At 61.7% G+C, this 20,915-nt stretch carries 20 protein-coding genes and 1 rRNA gene; 9 read left to right on the top strand and 12 right to left on the bottom strand.

Going from position 1 to position 20,915, the window contains the following annotated elements:
* The first annotated feature begins 44 nt into the window (after positions 1-44).
* The 4 genes from IPV69_RS26430 (at position 45) to IPV69_RS26445 (ending at position 4,382) form a co-directional block, all read left to right on the top strand.
* Positions 45-1,787, top strand: a complete 1,743-nt coding sequence (locus tag IPV69_RS26430; RefSeq protein WP_206292733.1) for a hypothetical protein — start codon at positions 45-47, stop codon at positions 1,785-1,787.
* A 263-nt stretch (positions 1,788-2,050) separates the two neighbouring features.
* The gene (locus IPV69_RS26435) at positions 2,051-2,410 is read left to right on the top strand and encodes an STAS domain-containing protein (protein WP_206292734.1); all 360 of its coding nucleotides are present in this window, start codon (positions 2,051-2,053) and stop codon (positions 2,408-2,410) included.
* Positions 2,411-2,659: 249 nt separating this feature from the next.
* The gene (locus IPV69_RS26440; protein WP_206292735.1) at positions 2,660-3,061 is read left to right on the top strand and encodes an ATP-binding protein; all 402 of its coding nucleotides are present in this window, start codon (positions 2,660-2,662) and stop codon (positions 3,059-3,061) included.
* 85 nt (positions 3,062-3,146) lie between these two features.
* Positions 3,147-4,382, top strand: coding sequence for a rhomboid family intramembrane serine protease (locus IPV69_RS26445; protein WP_206292736.1), 1,236 nt, complete (start codon positions 3,147-3,149; stop codon positions 4,380-4,382).
* A 90-nt stretch (positions 4,383-4,472) separates the two neighbouring features.
* Here IPV69_RS26445 and IPV69_RS26450 read toward each other — a convergent pair whose 3' ends face one another.
* Complete coding sequence (locus IPV69_RS26450) at positions 4,473-4,679, bottom strand: hypothetical protein (RefSeq protein ID WP_206292737.1); 207 nt, start codon at positions 4,677-4,679, stop codon at positions 4,473-4,475.
* Positions 4,680-4,951: 272 nt separating this feature from the next.
* Between IPV69_RS26450 and IPV69_RS26455 the strand changes: the two genes are divergently transcribed.
* Both IPV69_RS26455 and hisH read left to right on the top strand, forming a co-directional pair.
* Positions 4,952-5,650 (top strand): OmpA family protein, encoded by a 699-nt coding sequence (locus IPV69_RS26455; RefSeq protein WP_206292738.1) that lies wholly within the window; start codon positions 4,952-4,954, stop codon positions 5,648-5,650.
* A 140-nt stretch (positions 5,651-5,790) separates the two neighbouring features.
* Positions 5,791-6,402, top strand: coding sequence for an imidazole glycerol phosphate synthase subunit HisH (gene hisH, locus IPV69_RS26460; RefSeq protein WP_206292739.1), 612 nt, complete (start codon positions 5,791-5,793; stop codon positions 6,400-6,402).
* 41 nt (positions 6,403-6,443) lie between these two features.
* Here the strand turns inward: hisH and IPV69_RS26465 are convergent, their stop codons facing one another.
* From IPV69_RS26465 to IPV69_RS26480, 4 genes are all read right to left on the bottom strand, one after another.
* Positions 6,444-6,746: a hypothetical protein gene (locus tag IPV69_RS26465; protein ID WP_206292740.1), complete on the bottom strand. Its 303-nt coding sequence runs from the start codon at positions 6,744-6,746 to the stop codon at positions 6,444-6,446.
* A 110-nt stretch (positions 6,747-6,856) separates the two neighbouring features.
* The gene (locus IPV69_RS26470) at positions 6,857-7,291 is read right to left on the bottom strand and encodes a DUF420 domain-containing protein (RefSeq protein ID WP_206292741.1); all 435 of its coding nucleotides are present in this window, start codon (positions 7,289-7,291) and stop codon (positions 6,857-6,859) included.
* The gene (locus IPV69_RS26475; RefSeq protein ID WP_206292742.1) at positions 7,288-7,899 is read right to left on the bottom strand and encodes an SCO family protein; all 612 of its coding nucleotides are present in this window, start codon (positions 7,897-7,899) and stop codon (positions 7,288-7,290) included. The genes IPV69_RS26470 and IPV69_RS26475 overlap by 4 nt, the downstream gene beginning before the upstream one ends.
* A 48-nt stretch (positions 7,900-7,947) precedes the next feature.
* A complete protein-coding gene (locus IPV69_RS26480) occupies positions 7,948-8,805 on the bottom strand; it encodes an ABC transporter permease (RefSeq protein ID WP_206292743.1) in 858 nt (285 codons plus the stop codon).
* A gap of 102 nt (positions 8,806-8,907) precedes the next feature.
* Here IPV69_RS26480 and IPV69_RS26485 point away from each other — a divergent pair, with 102 nt between their 5' ends.
* Positions 8,908-9,594, top strand: coding sequence for a 4Fe-4S dicluster domain-containing protein (locus IPV69_RS26485; protein WP_206292744.1), 687 nt, complete (start codon positions 8,908-8,910; stop codon positions 9,592-9,594).
* A gap of 88 nt (positions 9,595-9,682) precedes the next feature.
* On the opposite strand, the gene IPV69_RS26490 is transcribed toward IPV69_RS26485, so the two are convergent.
* The 4 genes from IPV69_RS26490 to IPV69_RS26505 all read right to left on the bottom strand — a co-directional run bounded on the left by IPV69_RS26490 (position 9,683) and on the right by IPV69_RS26505 (position 11,720).
* A complete protein-coding gene (locus IPV69_RS26490) occupies positions 9,683-10,036 on the bottom strand; it encodes a nucleotide pyrophosphohydrolase (RefSeq protein ID WP_206292745.1) in 354 nt (117 codons plus the stop codon).
* Positions 10,037-10,121: 85 nt separating this feature from the next.
* Entirely contained in the window at positions 10,122-10,730 is a 609-nt protein-coding gene (locus tag IPV69_RS26495) for a fused DSP-PTPase phosphatase/NAD kinase-like protein (protein ID WP_206292746.1), read from the bottom strand.
* Positions 10,731-10,818: 88 nt separating this feature from the next.
* Positions 10,819-11,127, bottom strand: coding sequence for a hypothetical protein (locus IPV69_RS26500; protein ID WP_206292747.1), 309 nt, complete (start codon positions 11,125-11,127; stop codon positions 10,819-10,821).
* Between the two features lie 281 nt (positions 11,128-11,408).
* Entirely contained in the window at positions 11,409-11,720 is a 312-nt protein-coding gene (locus tag IPV69_RS26505; RefSeq protein WP_206292748.1) for an STAS domain-containing protein, read from the bottom strand.
* A 1,340-nt stretch (positions 11,721-13,060) separates the two neighbouring features.
* Between IPV69_RS26505 and IPV69_RS26510 the strand changes: the two genes are divergently transcribed.
* Positions 13,061-14,564, top strand: a 16S ribosomal RNA gene (locus IPV69_RS26510).
* 589 nt (positions 14,565-15,153) lie between these two features.
* Positions 15,154-16,422, top strand: a complete 1,269-nt coding sequence (locus tag IPV69_RS26515) for a zinc ribbon domain-containing protein (protein ID WP_206292749.1) — start codon at positions 15,154-15,156, stop codon at positions 16,420-16,422.
* A 62-nt stretch (positions 16,423-16,484) separates the two neighbouring features.
* Here IPV69_RS26515 and IPV69_RS26520 read toward each other — a convergent pair whose 3' ends face one another.
* From IPV69_RS26520 to IPV69_RS26530, 3 genes are all read right to left on the bottom strand, one after another.
* Positions 16,485-17,825 (bottom strand): CCA tRNA nucleotidyltransferase, encoded by a 1,341-nt coding sequence (locus tag IPV69_RS26520; protein ID WP_206292750.1) that lies wholly within the window; start codon positions 17,823-17,825, stop codon positions 16,485-16,487.
* 264 nt (positions 17,826-18,089) lie between these two features.
* Positions 18,090-20,231 (bottom strand): BatA domain-containing protein, encoded by a 2,142-nt coding sequence (locus IPV69_RS26525; RefSeq protein ID WP_206292751.1) that lies wholly within the window; start codon positions 20,229-20,231, stop codon positions 18,090-18,092.
* Positions 20,232-20,370: 139 nt separating this feature from the next.
* Positions 20,371-20,715 (bottom strand): hypothetical protein, encoded by a 345-nt coding sequence (locus IPV69_RS26530; protein WP_206292752.1) that lies wholly within the window; start codon positions 20,713-20,715, stop codon positions 20,371-20,373.
* Between the last annotated feature and the right edge of the window lie 200 nt (positions 20,716-20,915).

Raw genomic sequence — 20,915 nt, forward strand, 5'->3', positions numbered from 1 at the left:
TTGTTTAGCGCGTGATGCCGGCTCGCGGTATAGTCGAGCCCACCTTGCTCTTCGCCGCGCCCATCTGGTTGTTCGGCCTCATCCCCTGGGGGATCGTGGCGGTCGTGCTGCTGATGAGCCGGCGTCCGCGGACGGATGTCCCTTACCTCGATCTATGGACGATCAACGCGCCGCAGGAATCCATCCGGCGGAGTTTCTCCACGCCGCCGGCAGGCGTCATCCTCGTGTTGCTCGCAGTTTTGCTGGTCATCCTGGCGGCGGCGTCGCCGTCGCTGCGACGGCCGGGCATTGCGGCGATCAATGTCGTCGTCGATACCTGCGTGGAGATGTCTTCGCGGTCGGACGTCAGCCCTGGCGCACCGACGGCACCGCCACGGTATGTTGAAGCTGGTGATCGATTGGCGGCGTTGCTGGAGCAAGCCGGTGCCGGCTCGGTGCCCGTCGATCTGATCGTCATCCCAGGCAGGTCCGACCGCCCCGGCCGCGAGCCAGTGGCACTACGGACCGATGCCGCCTCGCTCCGGTCGGTGCTCGCCACAGCACCGCCGACGGCAGTCGCGACGGCGGCGACGGTCGATCGCGTGGTGTCCCGTCTACTGGCAGACCCGCAGGCTCGCGTGATTGTGCTGAGTGATCGTCGGCCGATCGTGTCGGTGTCGACTGCGGCGACCGATACGACCGAGACAACCGCGCGATGGGCCGTCCTGTCTCCGTCCCGACCCGTCGCCGACAACATCGGCATCCGGCAATTCAGCGTTCGACGGACCCCGGCTGGCCAGGCGATGGTTGCCCTCGAGCGGAGTTTTGGCAACGGGCCCGAGTTGCCGACGATGGGCCGGGTGGCGCTGCGAATCTCGTCCGGCGGCCAGCAGGCGGAGCGATCGGTCGATCTGCCCCGCGGGGCGCGCCAGGATCTGTTCGTTGACCTGCCGGCGGTCGGTGACGTCATCACGGCGGAGTTGGTGTACACCGGACCGGCCGGTGCCGGCGGGGAGGCGGTTCGATACGCCGATGCATTCCCCGGTGACGATCGTGCCGATCTCATCGCCGAAGCAAACGGGCCCGTGATCGAGCCTTCGGTCAGTGTCGGCGAACTTGATCGACTGATCGGACTCTATTCGCGAGCCCGGCCCGCCGGAGACCGCTCGGTTCACGTACGGCTGACGTCGACACCTGCCGAACTCGGGACGTCACCCGGTGTCATTCTGCCAGCCATTACAGGCCTTTCGCGCACGACCCGGGCGACGCGCGTGGTCGATCACCCCGTTCTTGGCGGGGCCGACCTGGCGTCGATCGATCTTCCTGCCACCGTCGACCGCGCTCTGCCTGCGGGGCGTTGGGATGTCGTGCTGGCCGATGCTTTCGGTCCCCTGGTTGCGGTGCGCGCGACGGAGAGTCCCGCGGCCGTTCGGCAGGTCAGGCAGGCCTGGTGTGCGATCGATCCGCGAGGCTGGGGGCAGCAGGTCGCGTATGTCGTCTTCTGGTCGGCGATGCTGGACTGGCTGGGAGAGGCCGACGGGCGCGATCAGTTTGTGTCGCACCCACTGAATGAGTTGACGCCGGCCTGGATACCTTTCGAACCTGCATCCGGAGGTGATGGGCGACGGTACTGGCCGGGGATCTATCAGCGTGACGACGGGGTTCGCCGGGCGTTCGGCCCAACGCAGGCGGTGGCTACCGCCGAAGTTGGAAGGGAGATTCAGACGAAGCCATCGTCGCGTTGCTGCGGAAGGGAAGCCGGCTGTTGCCCCTGGCACCCTGGCTATTGCTGTTGGCGGGGGGGCTAATGGCGTTTGCGGCGACCGTTTGGCGAAGAAAGTCGCGTGCCTCGACCGGACCCGCCGTGACCAACGAAGACCCGGCGACCAGGTGACTTTCGGCCCCGAGCTTTGTTCTCGCGGCGTCTTGACACGATTTTCCACTCTCTTTAGTGTCTGTGACATCGATACAGCGGTGGCGCATCGTCGCGTTAACGCTCGTGGTCGCGGGCACCATCCGCTCCTTTCCCCGCCGACCGGCGTGGACGCCGTCATCTGAGGAAACTCTGGCCATGGCCGATTCCATTCCTGCACTCGCGGTGTCGGACCAAAAAGACGTCCGCGTTGTCGAGTTTACGAACAATAAAATTCTCGACGAGGCGAACATCAAGGAGATCGGCGACGGCCTCAATTCGCTGGTCGACGAGCGCACACACCCCAAGCTGCTGCTCGATTTTGCCACCGTCGATCACCTGTCGTCGGCCGCGCTTGGCATGTTGATCAACGTCAACAAGCGAGTGAAAGAGCGTAACGGACAGTTGCGACTGGCGAACATCAAGCCGCAGATTCTCGAAGTGTTCGTGATTACCAAGTTGAACAAGCTGTTTCGCATTACACCCACCCGTGCCGAAGGCTTGTCCAGTTTCACCTGACCGGACCGACCGCGGCGGGATGCCCTGTTCCGGGCATCCCGCGAACGCTCACGGAGTGTTATCCGTAGCATGTCTGTGGAACACGACAACTGGCCGACGAAACTCATGGGTGCCACCGGTCCTCAACGACTTCCGGAAGCAGCGATTGCCTCGCCAGGAGACAACGGCCGCCACGGGGGAAATTCTGGCGGAGGACAACCAGGTTTCAACGGTCGGGCGGCGGGCACGGCCCGCCAGGGCGAAAGTCAGATGGTCAAGCGCGTCTTCGACATCCCTTCCGACTTCAGCGCAAGTCGTGACGTGCAAACGCACATCATGGATGATGTCGTCGCCGCCGGCTTCGACGAAGAGCGCATCTTCGCGATTCGCATTTCGCTGGAAGAGGCGATCGTTAATGCCATCCGACACGGCAACCGCATGGACGCCTCCAAGCGGGTCAAGATCGAGGCGGCGACGGGACCGGGATATCTCGAAGTCACCGTCGAAGACGAAGGCCCCGGATTCGACCGCAAGAATGTTCCCGACCCCACCGCTGCCGAAAATCTCTGCCGTCCGAGCGGTCGCGGCATCCTGCTGATTGAAAGCTACATGACGTCGGTCGGCTGGGAGGCGGGCGGCCGACGGATGCGGATGATCCTTCAGGGTGCCTGATCCCTTCCACAGGGCGGTTTAGCTGGTCCTTCCGGTGTTTGCGGTAGACATTCCTGCCGCCGCGCTCAACAATCGCTGACGCGACATGTTTCTCCCCATCCGCACCGATAGTCCGCTCCGCAGTTCGCCCTACATGAACTGGGCGATGATCGTCATTAACGTGTTCGTTTTCGTCGCGCAGAACGTCATCAGCTCCGGGCATTCCCGTGGCCAGTGGTGGGACCCCTGGGCGCTTTCGGCTTCCGAACCCAGTCTCCTGCAATTCATCACCTCCGGCTTTTTACACGCCGACGGTATGCATCTGGCCGGGAACATGCTGTTCCTGTACATCTTCGGCAACAACGTCAACGACAAGATGGGGCATCTGGGGTATCTCGCGTTCTACCTCGCGTCGATCATCTTTGCCGGGCTTTTCTACGTGCTCTGGGACAAGCAGGGCAGCGTCATCGGTGCCAGCGGCGGCACGTCGGCGGTCGTCGGCGCTTACCTCATTCTCTTTCCACGCGCACGGGTGACCATTTTCGTTCTGTTCTTCCTAGGGGTTGTGGAGATTCCCAGCCTCTGGTTCGTCGCGGCATTCTTCATCAAGGATGTCATTGGGTTGTCGGGACAATCACAGGTCGCGCATTCGGCCCACGTCGGCGGGACGCTGTTCGGGGTGCTGGTCTGCGTGGCTTTGCTTGCGGTCAACCTGCTTCCTCGCGATCAGTTTGACGTCGTTGCCCTCATCAAGCAGTGGAACCGGCGTCGGCAGTACCGTGACGCGGTCAGCAGCGGCTGGAACCCTTACGGCACTGCCGGCCCTGCCGCCGCTCAGCCACCCGGCCGTGGATGGGTGGCCCCCGAACCGGTGCCCGCCCAGCCGATGAACCCCCGGCAGGCCGAGATACTGAACTTACGCGCACGGATCATCGACGCGGTGGCCAATCATGATCTGCCGGCTGCGGCGCGCGGTTACATCGAACTCAAACTCCTCGATCCCCAGCAGGTGTTGTCGCGACAGGCGCAGCTTGATGTCGCCAATCAGCTCGCCCAGCAGCAGAATTTCGAGCACGCCGCCGAGGCTTATGAGGCGTTCCTCCGCTCGTACCCCAAGTATGAACAGGTGGAGCAGGTCGAACTGATGCTCGGCGTCGTCCTCAACCGGTTCCTGAACAAGCCTGCCCGGGCCAAGGAAATGCTCATCCGCGCGATGGCCAAGTTGATGGACCCCAATTCGGTCCAGCTTGCCCGATCCGAACTCCAGAAGGCCGAGGCGGCTCTGGCGGCAAGTGGTTCGGGCGGTCTTTCGAGCACGCCTACGATGGGTGGGGCGGTGTAAGCCACTCCCTGCTACGCCGGCCGACGTGCCGATTTTCGTCATTCCCGGTCGGAAGTGCAGCGACGTCGCGACCTGCTGATTCACGTTCTCTTACTGCTCGGCCGCGGCAAATCGCTGCGGAGTCTGCGGTGTCTGATTCGCCAGGGCCGAGTCGAGTTTTGCCTGGTCTGCCCGGAGGGTGCCGATGGTCATGGATTCGGGCATGGCCATCTTGTAGGTCATGCCGCGCACGCACCCGACGCTGTTGAAGGCGCAGGCGGTACAGACAATCAGGGTGAGGACACGAAACGACTTCATGGTCGCACTCCAGAGACGACGCAACCGAACGTTCAAACCAACCCGCACAACCGTTACCATCGACCAGCGGCCCGGCCGAGAGAGAGCCGGGTTAGGTGTCGATAAAAACACTACTTCTTGCGGTTCTCCCGCTGCCGTACCACAACTAGGCCCAATATTTGCAGCCACCACCACTTGACGTGGTTGCGGCGGCCTTTAGCATTTGAGTGGCCGCTGGGCGATTGATCCGCCGCGGAGCTCAAAAAACCTCGGGCAGAATGAAAGGATTCATCATGGGCCTGTTTTCTATCGGACGTTGGGGCGGCTCTCTTAAGACACTTGGGTTCGCTTCAGGTTTGTCGCTGCTGGCCGTGGGCAGTGGCTGCCAGAACGCGATGCTCGACGAGAACAAGGCGCTCCACCAGGAAAACCGGGAACTGCGGGCTCGCCTTGAGGAGCGCGACTCGATGAAGTCGCAGGAAGCGCCGCTCACGCCACCTGAAACACCCAAGCCGGCCCCGGTGGAAGTCGTCACGCCCGCTCCGAAGCCGGCACCGGCTCCCAAGCCGGCGGCAGCGGCCGCACCGAGCCCCGTGACCGACCTTGGCGGCGACGTCACCGTCGACAACGTCGCTGGTACGACCACCGTCAACTTCCTCGGCGACGCGCTGTTTGACAGCGGCCAGGCCACGTTGAAGTCGTCGGCGAAGGTAAGCCTCGACAAGATGGTCGCCGGCCTCAAGAAGCAGTACGCCGGTAAGACCGTCAAGGTGCAGGGCCACTCCGACAGCGATCCGATCAAGGTCAGCAAGTGGAAGAGCAATCAGGAACTGAGCGAAGCCCGTGCCAAGGCGGTCCGCGATTACCTGGTGCAGAAGGGCGTTGAAGTCTCGCGCATCAGCTCCGAAGGCTTCGGCAGCGCCAAGCCCAAGAGCGCCACCGACAAGGCGTCCAACCGCCGGGTGGAAATCGTCGTGATGACGAGAGACTAAGCTCCAGTAGACTGTGGTCGGTAGCAAGAAGGGCGAAAGATCGACATTGCGTCGGCCTTTCGCCCTTCTTGCATTTGCCGCTACTATCATCGGTTCGTGTATCTTTCGGACCAACGGCTAGTAACTACCGACTACTCTCCATGATTGCGATTCTCGACTACGGCATGGCCAACCTTCGCTCCGTCCAAAAAGGATTCGAGCACGTGGGCCACCGCGCCGAGATCGTGACCGAACCGGAACAGATCGACCGTGCCGAGCGTTTTGTGCTTCCGGGTGTCGGCGCGTTCCAGGACGCGGTCGCCGCACTACGCGAGCGCAGCTTCGTCGAACCGATTATTCGGCACATTCAGAAGGGGAAGCCTTTCCTGGGCATCTGCCTGGGCCTGCAGATGCTGTTCGACGTCGGCTACGAAGACGGCGAGCACTGCGGCATGGGCGTTCTGCCCGGCAAATGTGTGCGATTTGATGTCGATGACGCGTTCGGCCTGAAGGTGCCGCACATGGGCTGGAACCAGCTGAATGTCGTGCGCCCGTCGCCGCTGATGCGCGACCTGCCGGCCGATTCGAGCGTCTATTTCGTCCACTCGTACCACATCGTCCCCGGCAACGAGGCCGTCGTCGCCACGACGACAGACTATGGCCGGCCGTTCGTCAGCAGCATCTGGCGGGACAATGTCGTCGCGACGCAGTTCCACCCCGAGAAGAGCCAGAAGGTCGGCCTGCAGATCCTGTCCAACTTCGCGGCAATGTGAACGGAAGCAGGAAGGGGCCTGCGTAAGCGATGGGGGATGAATCAGTGCGAATCGAGCCGATTGGGTTTCTCGACATCGAACCCGCGGGGCGCGGGCCCGCCGCGCACTCCCCGGTACAGCGTGAATCCTACAAACCCCAGCACCCCCACGAACGCCGACAGCATCACGTAAATGCTCGTATTGAACCCGCTGGAGAGTCCGGCGCTGGAATCTCCGCTGCCGGTGTCTTGCGAGGCGCCCATCGGGATGGACTCTTTGCAGTTGGGGCAGGCGGACGCGACGTTCGCGAACGAATGGATCGCGAGCACTGCCAGCATTGCAAAAGCGATTGATGTCCGTCGCATCGTAGTCACCTTGTTGCGTCCAATACTATACGCGAGGTGCCGGAGACCTGTTGCACGCATCCGCGGTGGCAGTCGCCGGTCGCTTCGCGGCTTCGCGCCGCATCAGCCCGTCACGCCTTCATCGACGGGAACAGATGATACAGCATCCAGTAAACCACCACACCCGTTACCGAAACGTAAAACCAGATGAAGAACGCCGGCGAGGCGATCTTATGGTGTCTTGCCCACTGGCGGTTATACGCGCGAACCAGGGCCATGATAATCATTGGAAGCATCACGACCGCCAACACGACGTGCGACAACAGCAGCAGAAGGTAGAAGGTCTTCACGGGGCCCGATTGCACGCCGCTGCTGCGCTCGCCGAACACGACATAGCTGGTGATGTAGAAGACCAGGAAAGTCGCGCTGGTGGTCAGCGCGGCGATCATCGTCCAGGCGTGTGCCTTGACCTGCTTCCGCTTGATGAACACGAATGCCAGTAGCAGCAGCACCGTGCTGGTGGCGTTCAGAGTGGCGTTAATGGCCGCCAGCGATTCCTTCGTCACGACTTGCCTCCGGGATGGCCTGCAATGTACTTCGCGTCTTCGACCAGCTTTTTTAAATCTTCCGGCATCTGGCTGTTGTAGGTGCCGCGAATCTGATTTTTGTCGTCGACCAACAGAATTCGCGGGCTATGCAGGATCGGATGGTCGGCACTGCCATCCTGGAAGACCAGCTTCATGTCACGTGCGACGGCGGTGATCGCATCGCGGTCGCCGGTGAGAAAATGCCAGCGGGCCTCATCGGCTTTGTGTGTCGCGGCGTACTGCTTCAGGACGGCCGGGGTGTCGCGCTGCGGATCGACCGAGAATGAGATCAACTGCACTTCCTTCGGCAGTTCCCCCTGCAACCGCGACATCTCGGCCGTCATCTTCGGGCAGATGCTGGCACACTGGGTGAACACGAACGCGGCAATGTACGGCTTGCCGGAGAGCCTATCGTTGCCGAAAGCCTGGCCGTTCTGATCCGTCAGCGCAAAATTGGCGGCGGGGAAGAGCACCTCGGGCACATTCTGCGATTTCGGCCAGAACAGCTTGCCGGCGACCACACCGACCATTGCCAGCAGAAGGATCGCCCAGAGGCCGGTGGTGAGGATCTTTTGCTTGTTGGCCATTGAATCGGTCGGGCTGTAGGGAAGAAGTCGTCGGTCGAGGCCGTTTGCTTACGCCTGCCAGTCGGCCTGGGTGCGAATACCGGCAAGGTAGCTCGCCAGAAGGAACATTACCGCTGCGAAGGCGAGTGTCACGCCGACGCAGAGCGGCCACCCGGGCAGGGCGGAAGCATCAACGCCGGTGTATAACGCCCGTCGCAAGCCTGCAAGGCCGTAAGTCAGGGGGTTGAGTTCCATCACCCACCGGAGCGGCGCAAAGGTGTCCGCCCTTGGCGGAAACAGCGCGCCCGACAGGAACCACATGGGCATCAGGAACAGGTTCATGATGGCGTGGAAGCCCTGCGTGGAACTCATCCGCCAGGCGATGCAGAAGCCCAGCGCCGTCAGCGCGAACGAGACCAGGAGCATCATGCCCATCGCGGCGAGCAATCCACCGGCAGTCAGTTGCAGGCCGGCAAGCGGCCCGAGGGCGAGAAACAGCACGCCCTGGCCGAACGCCAGCGCCGTCCCACCCAGCACTTTCCCCAGGACGATCGCCATCCGGCTGACCGGTGCCACCAGAACACTCTGCAGAAATCCTTCCCGGCGGTCTTCGATGATCGAAATCGTGCTGAAAATCGACGTAAACAGCAGGATCATCAGCACGGTGCCGGGAAAGAAAAACTCCAGATAATTGCCGCCGCCGGGAAGACCTTCGCCTCGAAAGCTCCGCCCCATGCCCAGTCCGATGAGAAGCCAGAAGACGATGGGTGTCGCCAAAGCGCCGATCACCCGGTGTGGCTGACGCAGAAAACGAACGAGTTCCCGCTTGGCCAGCGACAGTGACGGCAACCAGAGCCCGGGTGCCGGAAGGGCGCCAGTGGTGTCTGATTCGAGAATAGCCGGGCTCGCGCCCGTGGCGGTCGACATCGGCAAGATAGTAGGGATTTGCGCGACGATTATCGACAGCGTGTCGGAGTTGGCACCCATGCCACGAGCGAACGGGCACTTCGCGTGTAGAATTGTTCGACAATGTCCGAAGACGACAAGCCGATCCAACGCCGACACTTCTTTCGCGAGGGATTGCGCAGTCTGCTGGACAACTTCGGCAAGGTCGCCGACCCGTTGCAAAAGGCACTGAACGAGTTCGACCCGAAATCGCGAGCGGAGGCGCGAGCACCAGCGCCGGGCGATACGGGCAGTAACACGCGCAGCGATCCTGCGGAGAAGCCTTCCAGGTTCGTCAACAAGCTCCGCATCCTGCGGCCCCCGGGTGCCAAAGAGGTTGAAGACGATTTCGTCGGCACCTGCAGCCGATGCCAGAACTGTGTCTCGGCCTGCCCGGTGCATGCGATTCAGATCGACGACAATCAAGCCGACGGCGTGCCGTTCATCATCGCAGAAGAGCAGCCCTGCGTGATGTGCGACGGACTGCTCTGCATGTACAACTGCCCGAGCGGGGCGATCACAGCGTTGCCGATCGGCCTGATCGACATGGGAACTGCCGAGTGGCGGGAAGGGCGGTGCATTCGGTCCGAAGGCACCGACTGCACGATGTGCGTCGACCGCTGTCCGATCGGCCCGCGGGCGATCGAACTACGCGACGGCCGAATTGTCGTTCATGAAGAGGGCTGCACCGGGTGTGGCGTCTGCGAGCACGACTGCCCGACGTCGCCGAAGAGCATTGTGGTGATTCCGGCGGCGCACCGGGATGCGTAGGGTTGGGAGGCACGAAGGCACGGAGGCACGAAGAGCCGTTGCGCGCCCCTTCGTGCCTGCGTGCCTCACTGCCTTCGTGCCTTCCCACCTACAATTCGTCGTACTTCACCGCACGCCCTTTCGATTTCTCCACGGGGTACTTCAACGCGTCTTTTGCCAGCTTCTGCTTCAGGGCCTCGGCAAGATCGATCTTCAGGTCGGCTGCCAGCAGCAGTGTGGAGTGCAGCACGTCCGCCAGTTCGTCGACGATCTTATCGCGTTTGTTCGTCACGGCGCGGGTGAGCGCTTCGCCCGTCTGCCACTGCATCAACGCCAGCAATTCTGACGCTTCGACGGCGAGCGAGATGGCGAGTTCCTTGGGGGTGTGGAACTGCGCCCAGTCGCGTTCGTCGCGGTGGCGCAGGACTCGGGCCGTCAGTTCGGCAAGGGGGGTATCGCTCATGTCCGGCGTGATACGCGGACAACCGGCGGTGTGGCAAGCGATGCAGGTCCAAAGGGCCGAAGGCTCGAAGCAGTGCCCGGCGGCGTTACCCGGCCACTCGCGCCCCCGTGCCGTTCGCCGTGCCGTTCGCCGTGCTGTTCGTTGCGCGAAGTTTCGCGGGGATGTGTCCCCAGATCCGGTGGAACCCGTAGGTGTGCAGCTCCGCGACGGCCGATTCGGCGTCCCAGCCCTGTTCGGTGATGCGGTAACCGCCGACGACAAACCCCGTGCGGTCCGAGCCGTGCTGGCAATGGACGAAGACGGGCTGGTTCGCCGGGTCGTTGATGATTGCCATGAACTGCCGGAACTGTGCCCGGTCCACATCCCAGGCCGAGCAGGGGATGCGGAAGTACCGCAGGTTGGTGCCGGCGAGCAGGTCGGCGTCGTCGTGCATCGATCGAAGGTTGATGACCGCCTTGATTCCCATTCGCTCCAACTCGCGGAAACCTTCGGCCGTGGGCTGCGCGCCGCGATAGAGCAACGGCGAGACCCTGGCAAAGTTTGTAAGGCCCGGTCGTATCGCCGGTCGTTCCTCGGCGACGATTGCCGGCGGGGCGGCGATGTTCTCCTGGTGATATACGCACCCGCCAATGACTGGCGCGATGGTCACCCAGGCGGCTGTAGCGAGTCTGAGATGGACGATGCGGTGAATCACGCCGCGGAGTGTACCGGCGGATCGCGATCTATTCACGCGGGAAGTCGTAGCTCCATGCGTTCGGGCGGCGCGACGCCACGGAGACTCGTCAGGCAGCCGTCGCCAGCGGGGGATCGTTGTCGGCCAGATCCTCGATGTGTCGCGGCAGCACCTGTTCGAGGCGTGAAATCGTATACACCCATTGCGCCCTGTCGCGAAGCCCCACCACACGAAGATCGCGGCCATGCTTGAGAAGACGCCGGCGAAGCACCACCAGTGTGGCGAAGGCGGCGGTGGTCGCGTCGTCGGCCTGGCTGAGGTCGACGACCACGACGGAGCGAGACCTGTCGCGGCCCAGCACCCACTTGGATATCGCGTGCGCGTCCTCGTGCGAAAACCGTTTCGCTTTCAGCACCACCGATGTTGCACTCTGGGGATTGCCCCGCATCACGCACTCTCCGGCTTCCGACCCTGGAACGTCTGAAACACCGGCCACATCTCGCGGCCGCCGAAACTCTTCACAGCCCTGCATCGGCGGCTAAGTCCGGCAAGTTCTGCGGTATCAGTGTGATCAACGCGTCTGGTAACCGCAGGCGGGTCGGAATTCCGGGATCGCCCGAGAAGATGTGATGATTATGCGGGTGCCGACGGGGCGGTTCCCGGTACGGCTGCGGTGTTGCGGGTCAGGTGGAGTCTTTCCTACTGAAGCGGAAGCACCATGCTCAGCCGGCTGATGCGCCAGATGCTGGCGGCCCGGCTGCGCAGGCCTTTGAGGCGAAGGTCACGGCCTTCACGTAGCAGCTCGCGGCGTAACAAAACCAGTTGGGCGAACGCAGCCGTTGTCGCGTCTTCGGTCTCGCGGAAGTCGACGATGACCGTAGGTGCCCGGGAGGCACGAATCTGACCGCAAAGCGCCTCTGCGTCGCGGTGTGAGAAACGGCCCGGTTTGGCCACCAAGGACAGCGTTCCGACCGACATCGCGGTCGTTTCGCCTCTCGCTGATCGAGGCATGGCAGCCCAGGAAGAAACAGGCCCGCCGGCCGTCGCGGCGTACGGTTGTCCGCACAGGAGCTTGAATAGTGTGTTGATGATCATCCTGTGCCTCGTCTTACTGATATGCAGGATACAACAGATTCCGGCGACGGCCCTCAAATGGGCTTGAAAGCGTAGGCGTTTGGCGTCGTTACGAGGCAATGAGGGGGATTTAAGTGTGGCGTAACGTCACGACGCAGACACCCGCCAAAGCTGGGATGCCGTATACCGCGACAACGTGACAAAAGGTACGTTTTCGGACGCGTGGAAGTTACAAGCCGAAACCCCGAATCATCCGCTATTCTCACGCCAGGTTGACAATGCCCGGATGCTGACGAATAATGCCTCCGGTCGCTGAGGTCTGAGTACTAACACTCCACTCGGCATTTGTCGGTCGTGGTGCCCGAAACCACGACATCCTGACGACGGAATGTCGAAAACCGCGAACGCGGTACCCTTGACGAACACTTTCGGCCGCAGTATAAACCCCGCCCCTCAATCGGAACCCGGTTGTTGGACGAGGCGGTGTCATCGGTTGCGAAAGCAGTTTGATGATCCGTGCGGAGTGGCGAAGACGCCAATCAGCGAGCCCTGAAGAAAAATAAAAAGGGCCGTTGACAGGGGGCTGCAGATCGATAGTATCTGCGACCCCGCTGAGGGAAGTCGACGACGGTAACGAGAGAAGCCGGCGGCGTTTACGACAAACTGATGTCTGCGAAAGCGGGTGTCATAAGTTGTTCGTTCTTTGACAAGTGAAGAGTCGGATAGCCGCGAGGATGTGAGTCCGAAGCTGCCGGTGTACGGTGGTGTTCGGACGCCAAGATCCAAGTCGTCGGTCTGAGTTGATACGTCGGCCGCTGGTGTAAATCAGTGGTTGATGGTTTGACGAGGGTCGGCGCAAGCTTGAGTAAAATCAAGCTGCTTGAATCTCAAGCATTCTTTGCGGTGCGCTTAAGAAGTGATCCTTTGATTCAGTCTGATTGCCCGCAAGGGTGGTCGGGATGGATCAAGTTCAATTTCAAGAGAGCCGGTCCCCCGGTGCTTAGCCGTGTCGGGGGCCGAAAGCCAGAAGAGAGTGTTTGAGCCTTGCAAATCCGAGTTGAAGTTGCTGCCGCGAGAGTGGTGGTGATGGAAGCTCGGCGGGCCGATCGTCCTAGCCGACGGTTGGTTCGTAAAGACGCCTTCGAGTTGTCTTAACTCGGAGGTGTTGGACAAACTCGTTTCGAGGATAAACGCTTCTACTGAAACTGTTAGTCGCCGTCTATGAGGGCCGAGAGGTTCTTACGCGGTGCATGAGGATGGAGAAGTGCCAAGAAATTCAATTGAAGAGTTTGATCCTGGCTCAGCCTGAACGCTGGCGGCGTGGCTAAGACATGCAAGTCGCACGGGCGTAGCAATACGTCAGTGGCGGACGGGTGAGTAATGTATCGCTAATGTACCCTTCACGCTGGGATAGCTGCGGGAAACTGCAGGTAATACCAGATGATATAACCGAATCGCATGGTTTGGTTCTCAAAGGAGTAATCCGGTGAGGGAGCAGGCGATATCGTATCAGCTAGTTGGTGAGGTAACGGCTCACCAAGGCGACGACGCGTAGCTGGTCTGAGAGGACGACCAGCCACATTGGGACTGAGACACTGCCCAGACTCCTACGGGGGCTGCAGTAACGAATCTTCCGCAATGCACGAAAGTGTGACGGAGCGACGCCGCGTGGAGGTTAAGTCCTTCGGGATGTAAACTCCTGTCAGGGGTTACCAAGATCTGAGGAGCCCCAGAGGAAGGCACGGCTAACTCTGTGCCAGCAGCCGCGGTAATACAGAGGTGCCAAGCGTTAGGCGGAATCACTGGGCTTAAAGCGCGTGTAGGTGGATGGGTAAGTACCTTGTGAAATCCCACGGCTCAACCGTGGAACTGCTGGGTATACTGCCTGTCTTGAGGCACTCAGGGGCAGCTGGAACAAATGGTGGAGCGGTGAAATGCGTAGATATCATTTGGAACGCCAAAGGCGAAAGCAGGCTGCTGGGAGTGATCTGACACTGAGACGCGAAAGCCAGGGGAGCAAACGGGATTAGATACCCCGGTAGTCCTGGCCCTAAACGATGTCCACTAGATGGTGGCGGCTCTGACGCCGTCATGGTCGAAGCAAAAGTGTTAAGTGGACCGCCTGGGAAGTACGGTCGCAAGGCTAAAACTCAAAGGAATTGACGGGGGCTCACACAAGCGGTGGAGCATGTGGTTTAATTCGAAGCAACGCGCGGAACCTTACCTGGGCTTGACATGCCTGGATTATCCCCATGAAAGTGGGGTACAGCCCGCAAGGGCCGGAACAGGTACAGGTGCTGCATGGCTGTCGTCAGCTCGTGTCGTGAGATGTCGGGTTAAGTCCCTTAACGAGCGAAACCTTTGCCCTTAGTTACTAACGGGTTATGCCGAGGACTCTAAGGGGACTGCCGGTGTCAAACCGGAGGAAGGTGGAGATGACGTCAAGTCCTCATGGCCTTTATGCCCAGGGCCACACACGTGCTACAATGGGATGCACAGAGCGAACCGAGACCGCGAGGTGGAGGAAATCGCACAAATCATCCCTCAGTTCAGATTGGAGGCTGCAACTCGCCTCCATGAAGCTGGAATCGCTAGTAATCGCGTATCAGCTACGACGCGGTGAATATGTTCCTGAGCCTTGTACACACCGCCCGTCAAGTCATGGGAGCCGGAAATAGCCGAAGTGGCCACATCACAGTGGTCCCTACGCTAGGTTCGGTGACTGGGACTAAGTCGTAACAAGGTAGCCGTAGGGGAACCTGCGGCTGGATCACCTCCTTTCTAAGGGATACTTAGAACGTCGATCAGAGCAATCTGTCGACTGAATGTCAGCACAGCCTCGTATCACAACTAAGCATTGTGATAGACAACCGCGGTAACGCAGTTGAATGGCATCCGACTCAACGCTTATCAAAACACAAGAAGCCCGTGATCTAACGATCATGGGCTTTTTTGTTGCGCCCTGAAACCTTCTGCCGAACCTGAAGGCTCACCATCTATTCACGGAGGGACGACGCGGAAGGCACTCTGCACTCCGAAGGACTGGGAGCTGGCACACTTTCGCTTTCTGTCCTGAATCTCTCGGTGTTCTCTGTGTCCTGCCGCGATCAGTCGAAGCAATGAACGCCAAGACGCCAAAGGGCGAAGGCAAAGGCAACGCAACTCTTGGCGTCTTGGCGTTCAATCCTGGTACCGTTCGGCGTTCTCACCCGTGGAGAGTCTTTCGCCTTTGGAATGGCTTTCACCCGGAACTTTGACCAATTCCGCGCTCCCCCTTCCCAATTCCTCATCCTTGTAGATAATGCACGGCCCGGACGCGCCAGCGTGGTTCGGGCATTGCCCCAGTTCTCTCAGGAAGGAAACGCCGCCCATGGGTCCGACGAACGTCGCCTTGGTGAAGCTGTTCGAGGCCGACCGCAAGCTCCGTGATGCCCAGTCCCGCCTCGACTCCGCCGCTCACAACGTGCGAATCCAGGAGCGCCGCGTCAGCGACTTGACTGAGAAACTCCGTACGACGCAGCACAATCTCAAGGAAAACCAGGCGAAACATGCCAACCTCGAGATGGACCTCAAGAGCCGCGATCAGCACATCGAAAAACTCCGAACTCAGCAGCAGGGTGCCAAGAACAACAAGGAGTACCAGGCGCTGCTCGTTGAAATTAACACCCGCAAGCTGGATCGCGGCAAGGTCGAAGAGCAGGTCCTGGTTCTGATCGACCTCATCGAAAAGCAGAAGACCGAAGTCGGCAATCTCTCGACCCATCTCGATGCGGAAAAGACGAAGCTCGACAGCATGCGGGCCGAGATCAACGACCGGCTGTCGCAGCTGCAGTCCGAAGTGAACGCGATTCGCCCTGAGCGAGAGGCCGCCGAGATCCTCGTGCCGGTAAAGATTCGCGACCTCTTCAATCGGCTGGCCGACCGGTACGACGGCGAAGCGATGGCCGGCATCGATCGGCCCGACCGCCGCAAGGAAGAATACCTCTGCACCGCCTGCAACATGGACTTGGTGCGGGACATCTACAACAAGCTCAACAGCCGCGACGACGTGGTCTTCTGCCCGAACTGTCAGCGGATGCTGTTCATCCCCGATCACTTCACGGCCGAGCACGCGATCGGCCCTGCCAGCCGCGCCAAGCCCAAGACGACGGTCAAGCGGGTCAAGACGACGACGGAAAAGGCTGCCAAGGCTGAGAAGGCCAAGAAGGAGAAGGCAGCCACGGCGGGTACCGAAGGCGTCGCCGAATTCGTCTCCGAGACCGTGGTGCTGATCGAAGCCCGCGCCAGTGGCGAACTGGGCAAGGCGCTGGCCAAGGCACAGGGCGAGTCCGTCAGCCGGGCCGTCAAGTCCGATACCACCCCCGTCGATTGTGAAATCCACGTCGACGGCAAATTGGCCGGCATCTACAAGGGGATCTCGGTCGAGAACCTCGAGCGCGCCGCCAAGTTCTTCCTCGGCGAATCAAAGGTCACCTATTCGACAATCGAGGTGAAGCCGATCGCACCGGACGTCGCCGAGCCGGCAGAGGCACCCGAATCGGCATCGGTACCGGAATCCTCCGCCGCAGAGACGCCTGCCGAGGCCACTGCATCGGTGGAAGAAACGGCCGCCACCGCAGAGACCAGCGAAGCGCGATAACCGCAATCACGCGATATCCCACAGCCAAAACTTGATCGGCGGACAGCAACCCTGTCCGCCGATTATTTTTTTTGTCGCGGTAGGACGACCGCCGTTCGTTCCAATTCCTTCGCCAGTCGCAACGCTTCATCCCGCGAGGCCAGCCGTCCTTCAAGCTGCGCGTCGTAGGCGGCATCCAGAATCTGACGGAACACCGGTCCCGGTCGCATGCCGGTTGCCGTCAAGTCGTCGCCGGTGATGAACGGCTGTGGCGCGAAATCCGTCCGCTCCATCTCAGCCAGTGATTGCTGGAGCATCGAATATCGCGACTCGTCAATCAGGTTCGCCTCGTTCAGCGCGGCCAGCAATGTCCGCGACAAGCCGGCGGTCGGTCGCGCGAGAAATCGCTTCAGGATTGCAACGGTCGGCGGATCATCTGCAAGCAACGGATGCAGGCCTTCGAGCGTCTGGCCGGCAGAGTCGCATTCGTCGTTGCTCAACTTGAGCGACTTGCGAACTGCGCCGACCAGCATCGCAATCACGGGCTTTTCAAAACTTCGGCGAATGTCCGAGCCTGCCGGCGATGCCCACCAGAGCCATTGCGCCGCGGCGGTGGCAATGACCAGCGAAAACGGCAGCGGCTCGGCCGGCAGCTTTTCGAATAGCCTGTCGATGGTCCGGTCGTCGTCCGGCTCTCCTGCCGGCACCTCGACGAATCGAAAGATCGGCGTCAACAGGCCCAGAACGTGCATCAGCCTCCACGCCGCGACGCGCGTCGGCGGTGCCAGCATCACGCGCAGTTCGTCGGCGATCCGCTCCGGGCTGATACGGGTGAGCAGCGCCGAATGAACCTGAATCGCGGTCGCGGTCGCCGGCTCGATCTCAAAGTTCAGTCGGGCAGCGAACCGCACTGCGCGAAGCATTCGCAAGTAGTCCTCGTCGAAGCGATGCCGGGGATCCCCGATTGCACGGATCACCTTCGCCGCCAGGTCCGCCTGACCGCCGACATAGTCGATGACCAGGTCGTTGACAGGATCAAGGAACAGGCCGTTGATCGTGAAGTCGCGGCGCTTTGCGTCTTCTTCCGGGTTGCTGAAGGTCACGCCCTGCGGATGTCGCCCGTCGATGTACCGGCCGTCCGTGCGAAAGGTGGCGACTTCGACCTGGCTCTTGCCCTGGCGAACGAGGATGACCCCAAACGCCGCCCCGACGGCCTGCGTCCGCGGAAAGATCTCCCGCACCCGGGCCGGCGGGGCGTCGGTGGCGATATCCCAGTCCTTCGGCTCTCGTCCGAGCAGCAAGTCCCGCACGCAGCCGCCGGCGAAGTAGGCGATGTGCCCCATATCGCGGAGGCGCAGAAGGACTGCTGTAGCGTCGGCGCGATCGCTGGACTTGGGGTCATTCTGTGGGGCCGCTTCGGACATCGTGACGCAATCTTAGCAATTGGATGCGTCGAAGTCTGAATCGAGAGTTGGTTGCCGCGCCGGCTACCCCGGATGATTCACTTCCGTACGGCACCAGGATTGAACGCCAAGACGCCAAGAGCTGCATCCTTGCTCTTCGTCCTTGGGAACTCGGCGTCTTGGCGTTCATCTCTTCCATCTTGGGAGGAGAAAAGGCATAGCAGCGATCGGAGCGATTCGATTGACTGGCAGGTTGTCCTCCGTGGTTGTTCTGTATCAATCTGGCTATCCCCGCGGTGCTGATCCGACGAACGCTTCGACACACAGCAGCGCCATCACGATCGCCAGGGGAAGCTGCCACTGTGGGACCGGCTGGCTGAGGGCGGAAAACTTGTCCGCCAGTTCCCCCAACGATCGGACGACGACCGCCGAGCTTCCCGTGGCGAGGAGTTTGCCGGCCGGCGTGTAGGACAGGTCGGCCTCGGCGGCAGGGTACTGAACGTTTGCCATCGCCACCGCGCGATCGTCGGCCGGGTTTCGCCAGGTGTAGAGCCCGGCGATATCGGAGGGATCGGCGCGGAAGACTTTTCGCCCGTCCTGGGTCGTCGGTCGGACGTTCGTTGTCGTGCCGCCGGGTCCTTCGAGGCGAAGCTCCGGGTACTTCAAATACCTGGCATCAGAGAGGGTCAGCGGGGTACCCAGCTCGACATTCGTTGCATCGCTTTGCGTCGGGGGCCGCAGCGCCATCTGTACGAGCATGGGCGGGAATGTCGGGTGCAGGTGCAGGGTGCTGTACCGCTTGTCGGGCAGCGTGGCGAACGTGAAGACCGTGCCGGCCTGCGAGGCGTTGCCGGAGATCGACCGTCGGAACAGCAGTCCTGCCGGCCGGGCACCGGCCCCGCCTGTGGCTGCGTCGGCGACATTCAGGATCGGCTGCGCGCCGGGCGAAAGCACGTCGAACGGCAGCAGTCGCCGTGCGGTGATTCCGCCGATCTGGAAACGTTCGTCCGTCAGCCCGTCGAGCACCGGGTCGGCCGGCGAGGCGATCGCTGCGGTGTAAGTTGACGACCGCAGAAGCGCGGCCGTCGGTACGCCGGGCAGGATTGCCGAAAGCGCATCGCGCTGCGGTTGCGGCAGATCGGCCCACGATGCTTCGAGGCCCGGGCGGAGAAAGAGAATGACCGTGTTCCCCGCCGCGGCGAAGTCGCGAAGCTGTCGGGCTCGCTCGACCGACGGCCAGTCGCTGATCACGGCGACGGCGACGTTCGCATCGGCCGGCAGGCCGGACGCACGCCGAACGGACAGTGGCCAGGCGTCGGCCCGTCCGCCGCCGGGGTCCATCGCAAGTTCGATCCGCCGGGTAACGTCGTCCATTCCCGGCGAGTCGAGGATGGCGGTGTTCTGTCGCGGCGGTACCTGAAGCAGCAGTCGCCGCGACCGGGCCCAGGGCAGCGGTTGTTCGCTGGTCAGCGACGCCTCGACCGCGACAAAGCCAGCGGGTGGGATCGCCAAAGGAATTCGCAACCGCGCACGGCCACCGTCGTCAAGATTCGCCGGCGCAGGCGGATGGGTTGCGCCGCCTTCCAGATCAAGCGAACGTGAGACTACGTTGACCTGCCGCGCGTCACGTGGTCGGCCGGCGACATCAATGACGGCTTCGCTTATCAGGCCGGGTGTCGGCTGCTCCGGGTTCAGTCGCACGCTGGCGATCGACGCCGACCGGACGTCGTCGGGGTGTAGATCGATCAACACCATCCGGACGCCGTTCGGTTCGGGAATGGCGCGGGGGAACTCGCGATTCTGGAAGTCACTGACCACGATCAGCCAGCGGTCGTCCACCGGCTGTTGGGCCAGCAGCCGGGCCGCGAGTTCCACGCGGTCGGCCAGTGGCGTTACCGCCGGTTGCGGCGGCGGGGCCGACCATTGGATAGTCGCGGCGTCGCGGAAGGTTTCCTGGGATTGCAACTCAGTCGTATCGGCGAGATCCGCGGGCGCGGCCTGCGATCGAAGGATCGCGACCTTCATCCCGCGAAGCTGGCCGGCGAGCAGTTCCCGCACCGTGCGATCGGCCCGCCCTGCAAGGGTGGAACCGTCGGCGGCGAGCTGCATTGAGTAGCTGGTATCAACGACGATTACAGCGGCCGCGGAGTTTCCGCCCCGACTTGCCCAGACATCGGACGGCATAAGCGCCGGCTGGGCGACGGCCCAGATGAGTGCCAGCAGCGCCACCGCACGCAGCAGCAGGAGCAGCCAACGGCGGATCTTCTTCCGTGCGGCGGTCTGCTGCATGCTTGCGCGAACGAAGCGCAGCGTCGGGAATGGCACCACCTGGCTCTTGCGCCGAAACAGCAGATGCAGCAGCACCGGCAACCCCGCCAACGGCAGGGCCCAGAGGGCGGCGGAGAAGAGGAAGGTCAGGCCGGACATCGATATCAGTTCAGTGTCGCGTCGCGGAATGTTTTACGGAGCGTTTCAACGCGCAGTCGCTCTTGGCAGTGGCGACGGTGTCTGCAGTCCCGGGCTGCACTGCTCGGCGTTACCATTGCTCGTTCGGTATCCGCATACGTCACTCGAGATCAGTAAAGTTCCATTTCTCCGGCAGGGCTTCGCCGCATACGTCGCAATAGAACCATCCGTCCTTCACAATGTTTCGTTCTCCACACGATCCGCACTTACGAAAGGTGCATATCGTCGTAAAGTCGCGCGGGTGGGATAATCCGATCCGATCGAGCGCCAGCGCTACGGCTTCCCAGCAGTCCGACCTGGGACAATAGCCAGTCGATTGGTTGCTGATTTCATCGATGTGAACACTCGATGGGCTTTCGACCACGAAGAAAACCTCGCCAGCCGCGAGGACATTCCTACCTGCTGCGCACGCGACGTGTTCTGAATGCCGATCGGCGATCAGCAAACGAGACTCCTCATCTATGACATATGTTGCTGCGACAGGGAACCCCCGACGGATATCTTGCCCCGTGTCCCGCGCCCAGGTCAGGACATCAGCAGCGGATCTTATCTCGCGACCTGCGGGCTTTCCCAGCGATCGAAGGCGAATGTCCGGTGGGCCGACGTAGGCATATGAGCGCATCGCCTTAAGTTTCTAATGGCAGA

Origin of the sequence: Humisphaera borealis (genome assembly GCF_015169395.1) — a bacterium.
GTDB lineage: Bacteria > Planctomycetota > Phycisphaerae > Tepidisphaerales > Tepidisphaeraceae > Humisphaera > Humisphaera borealis.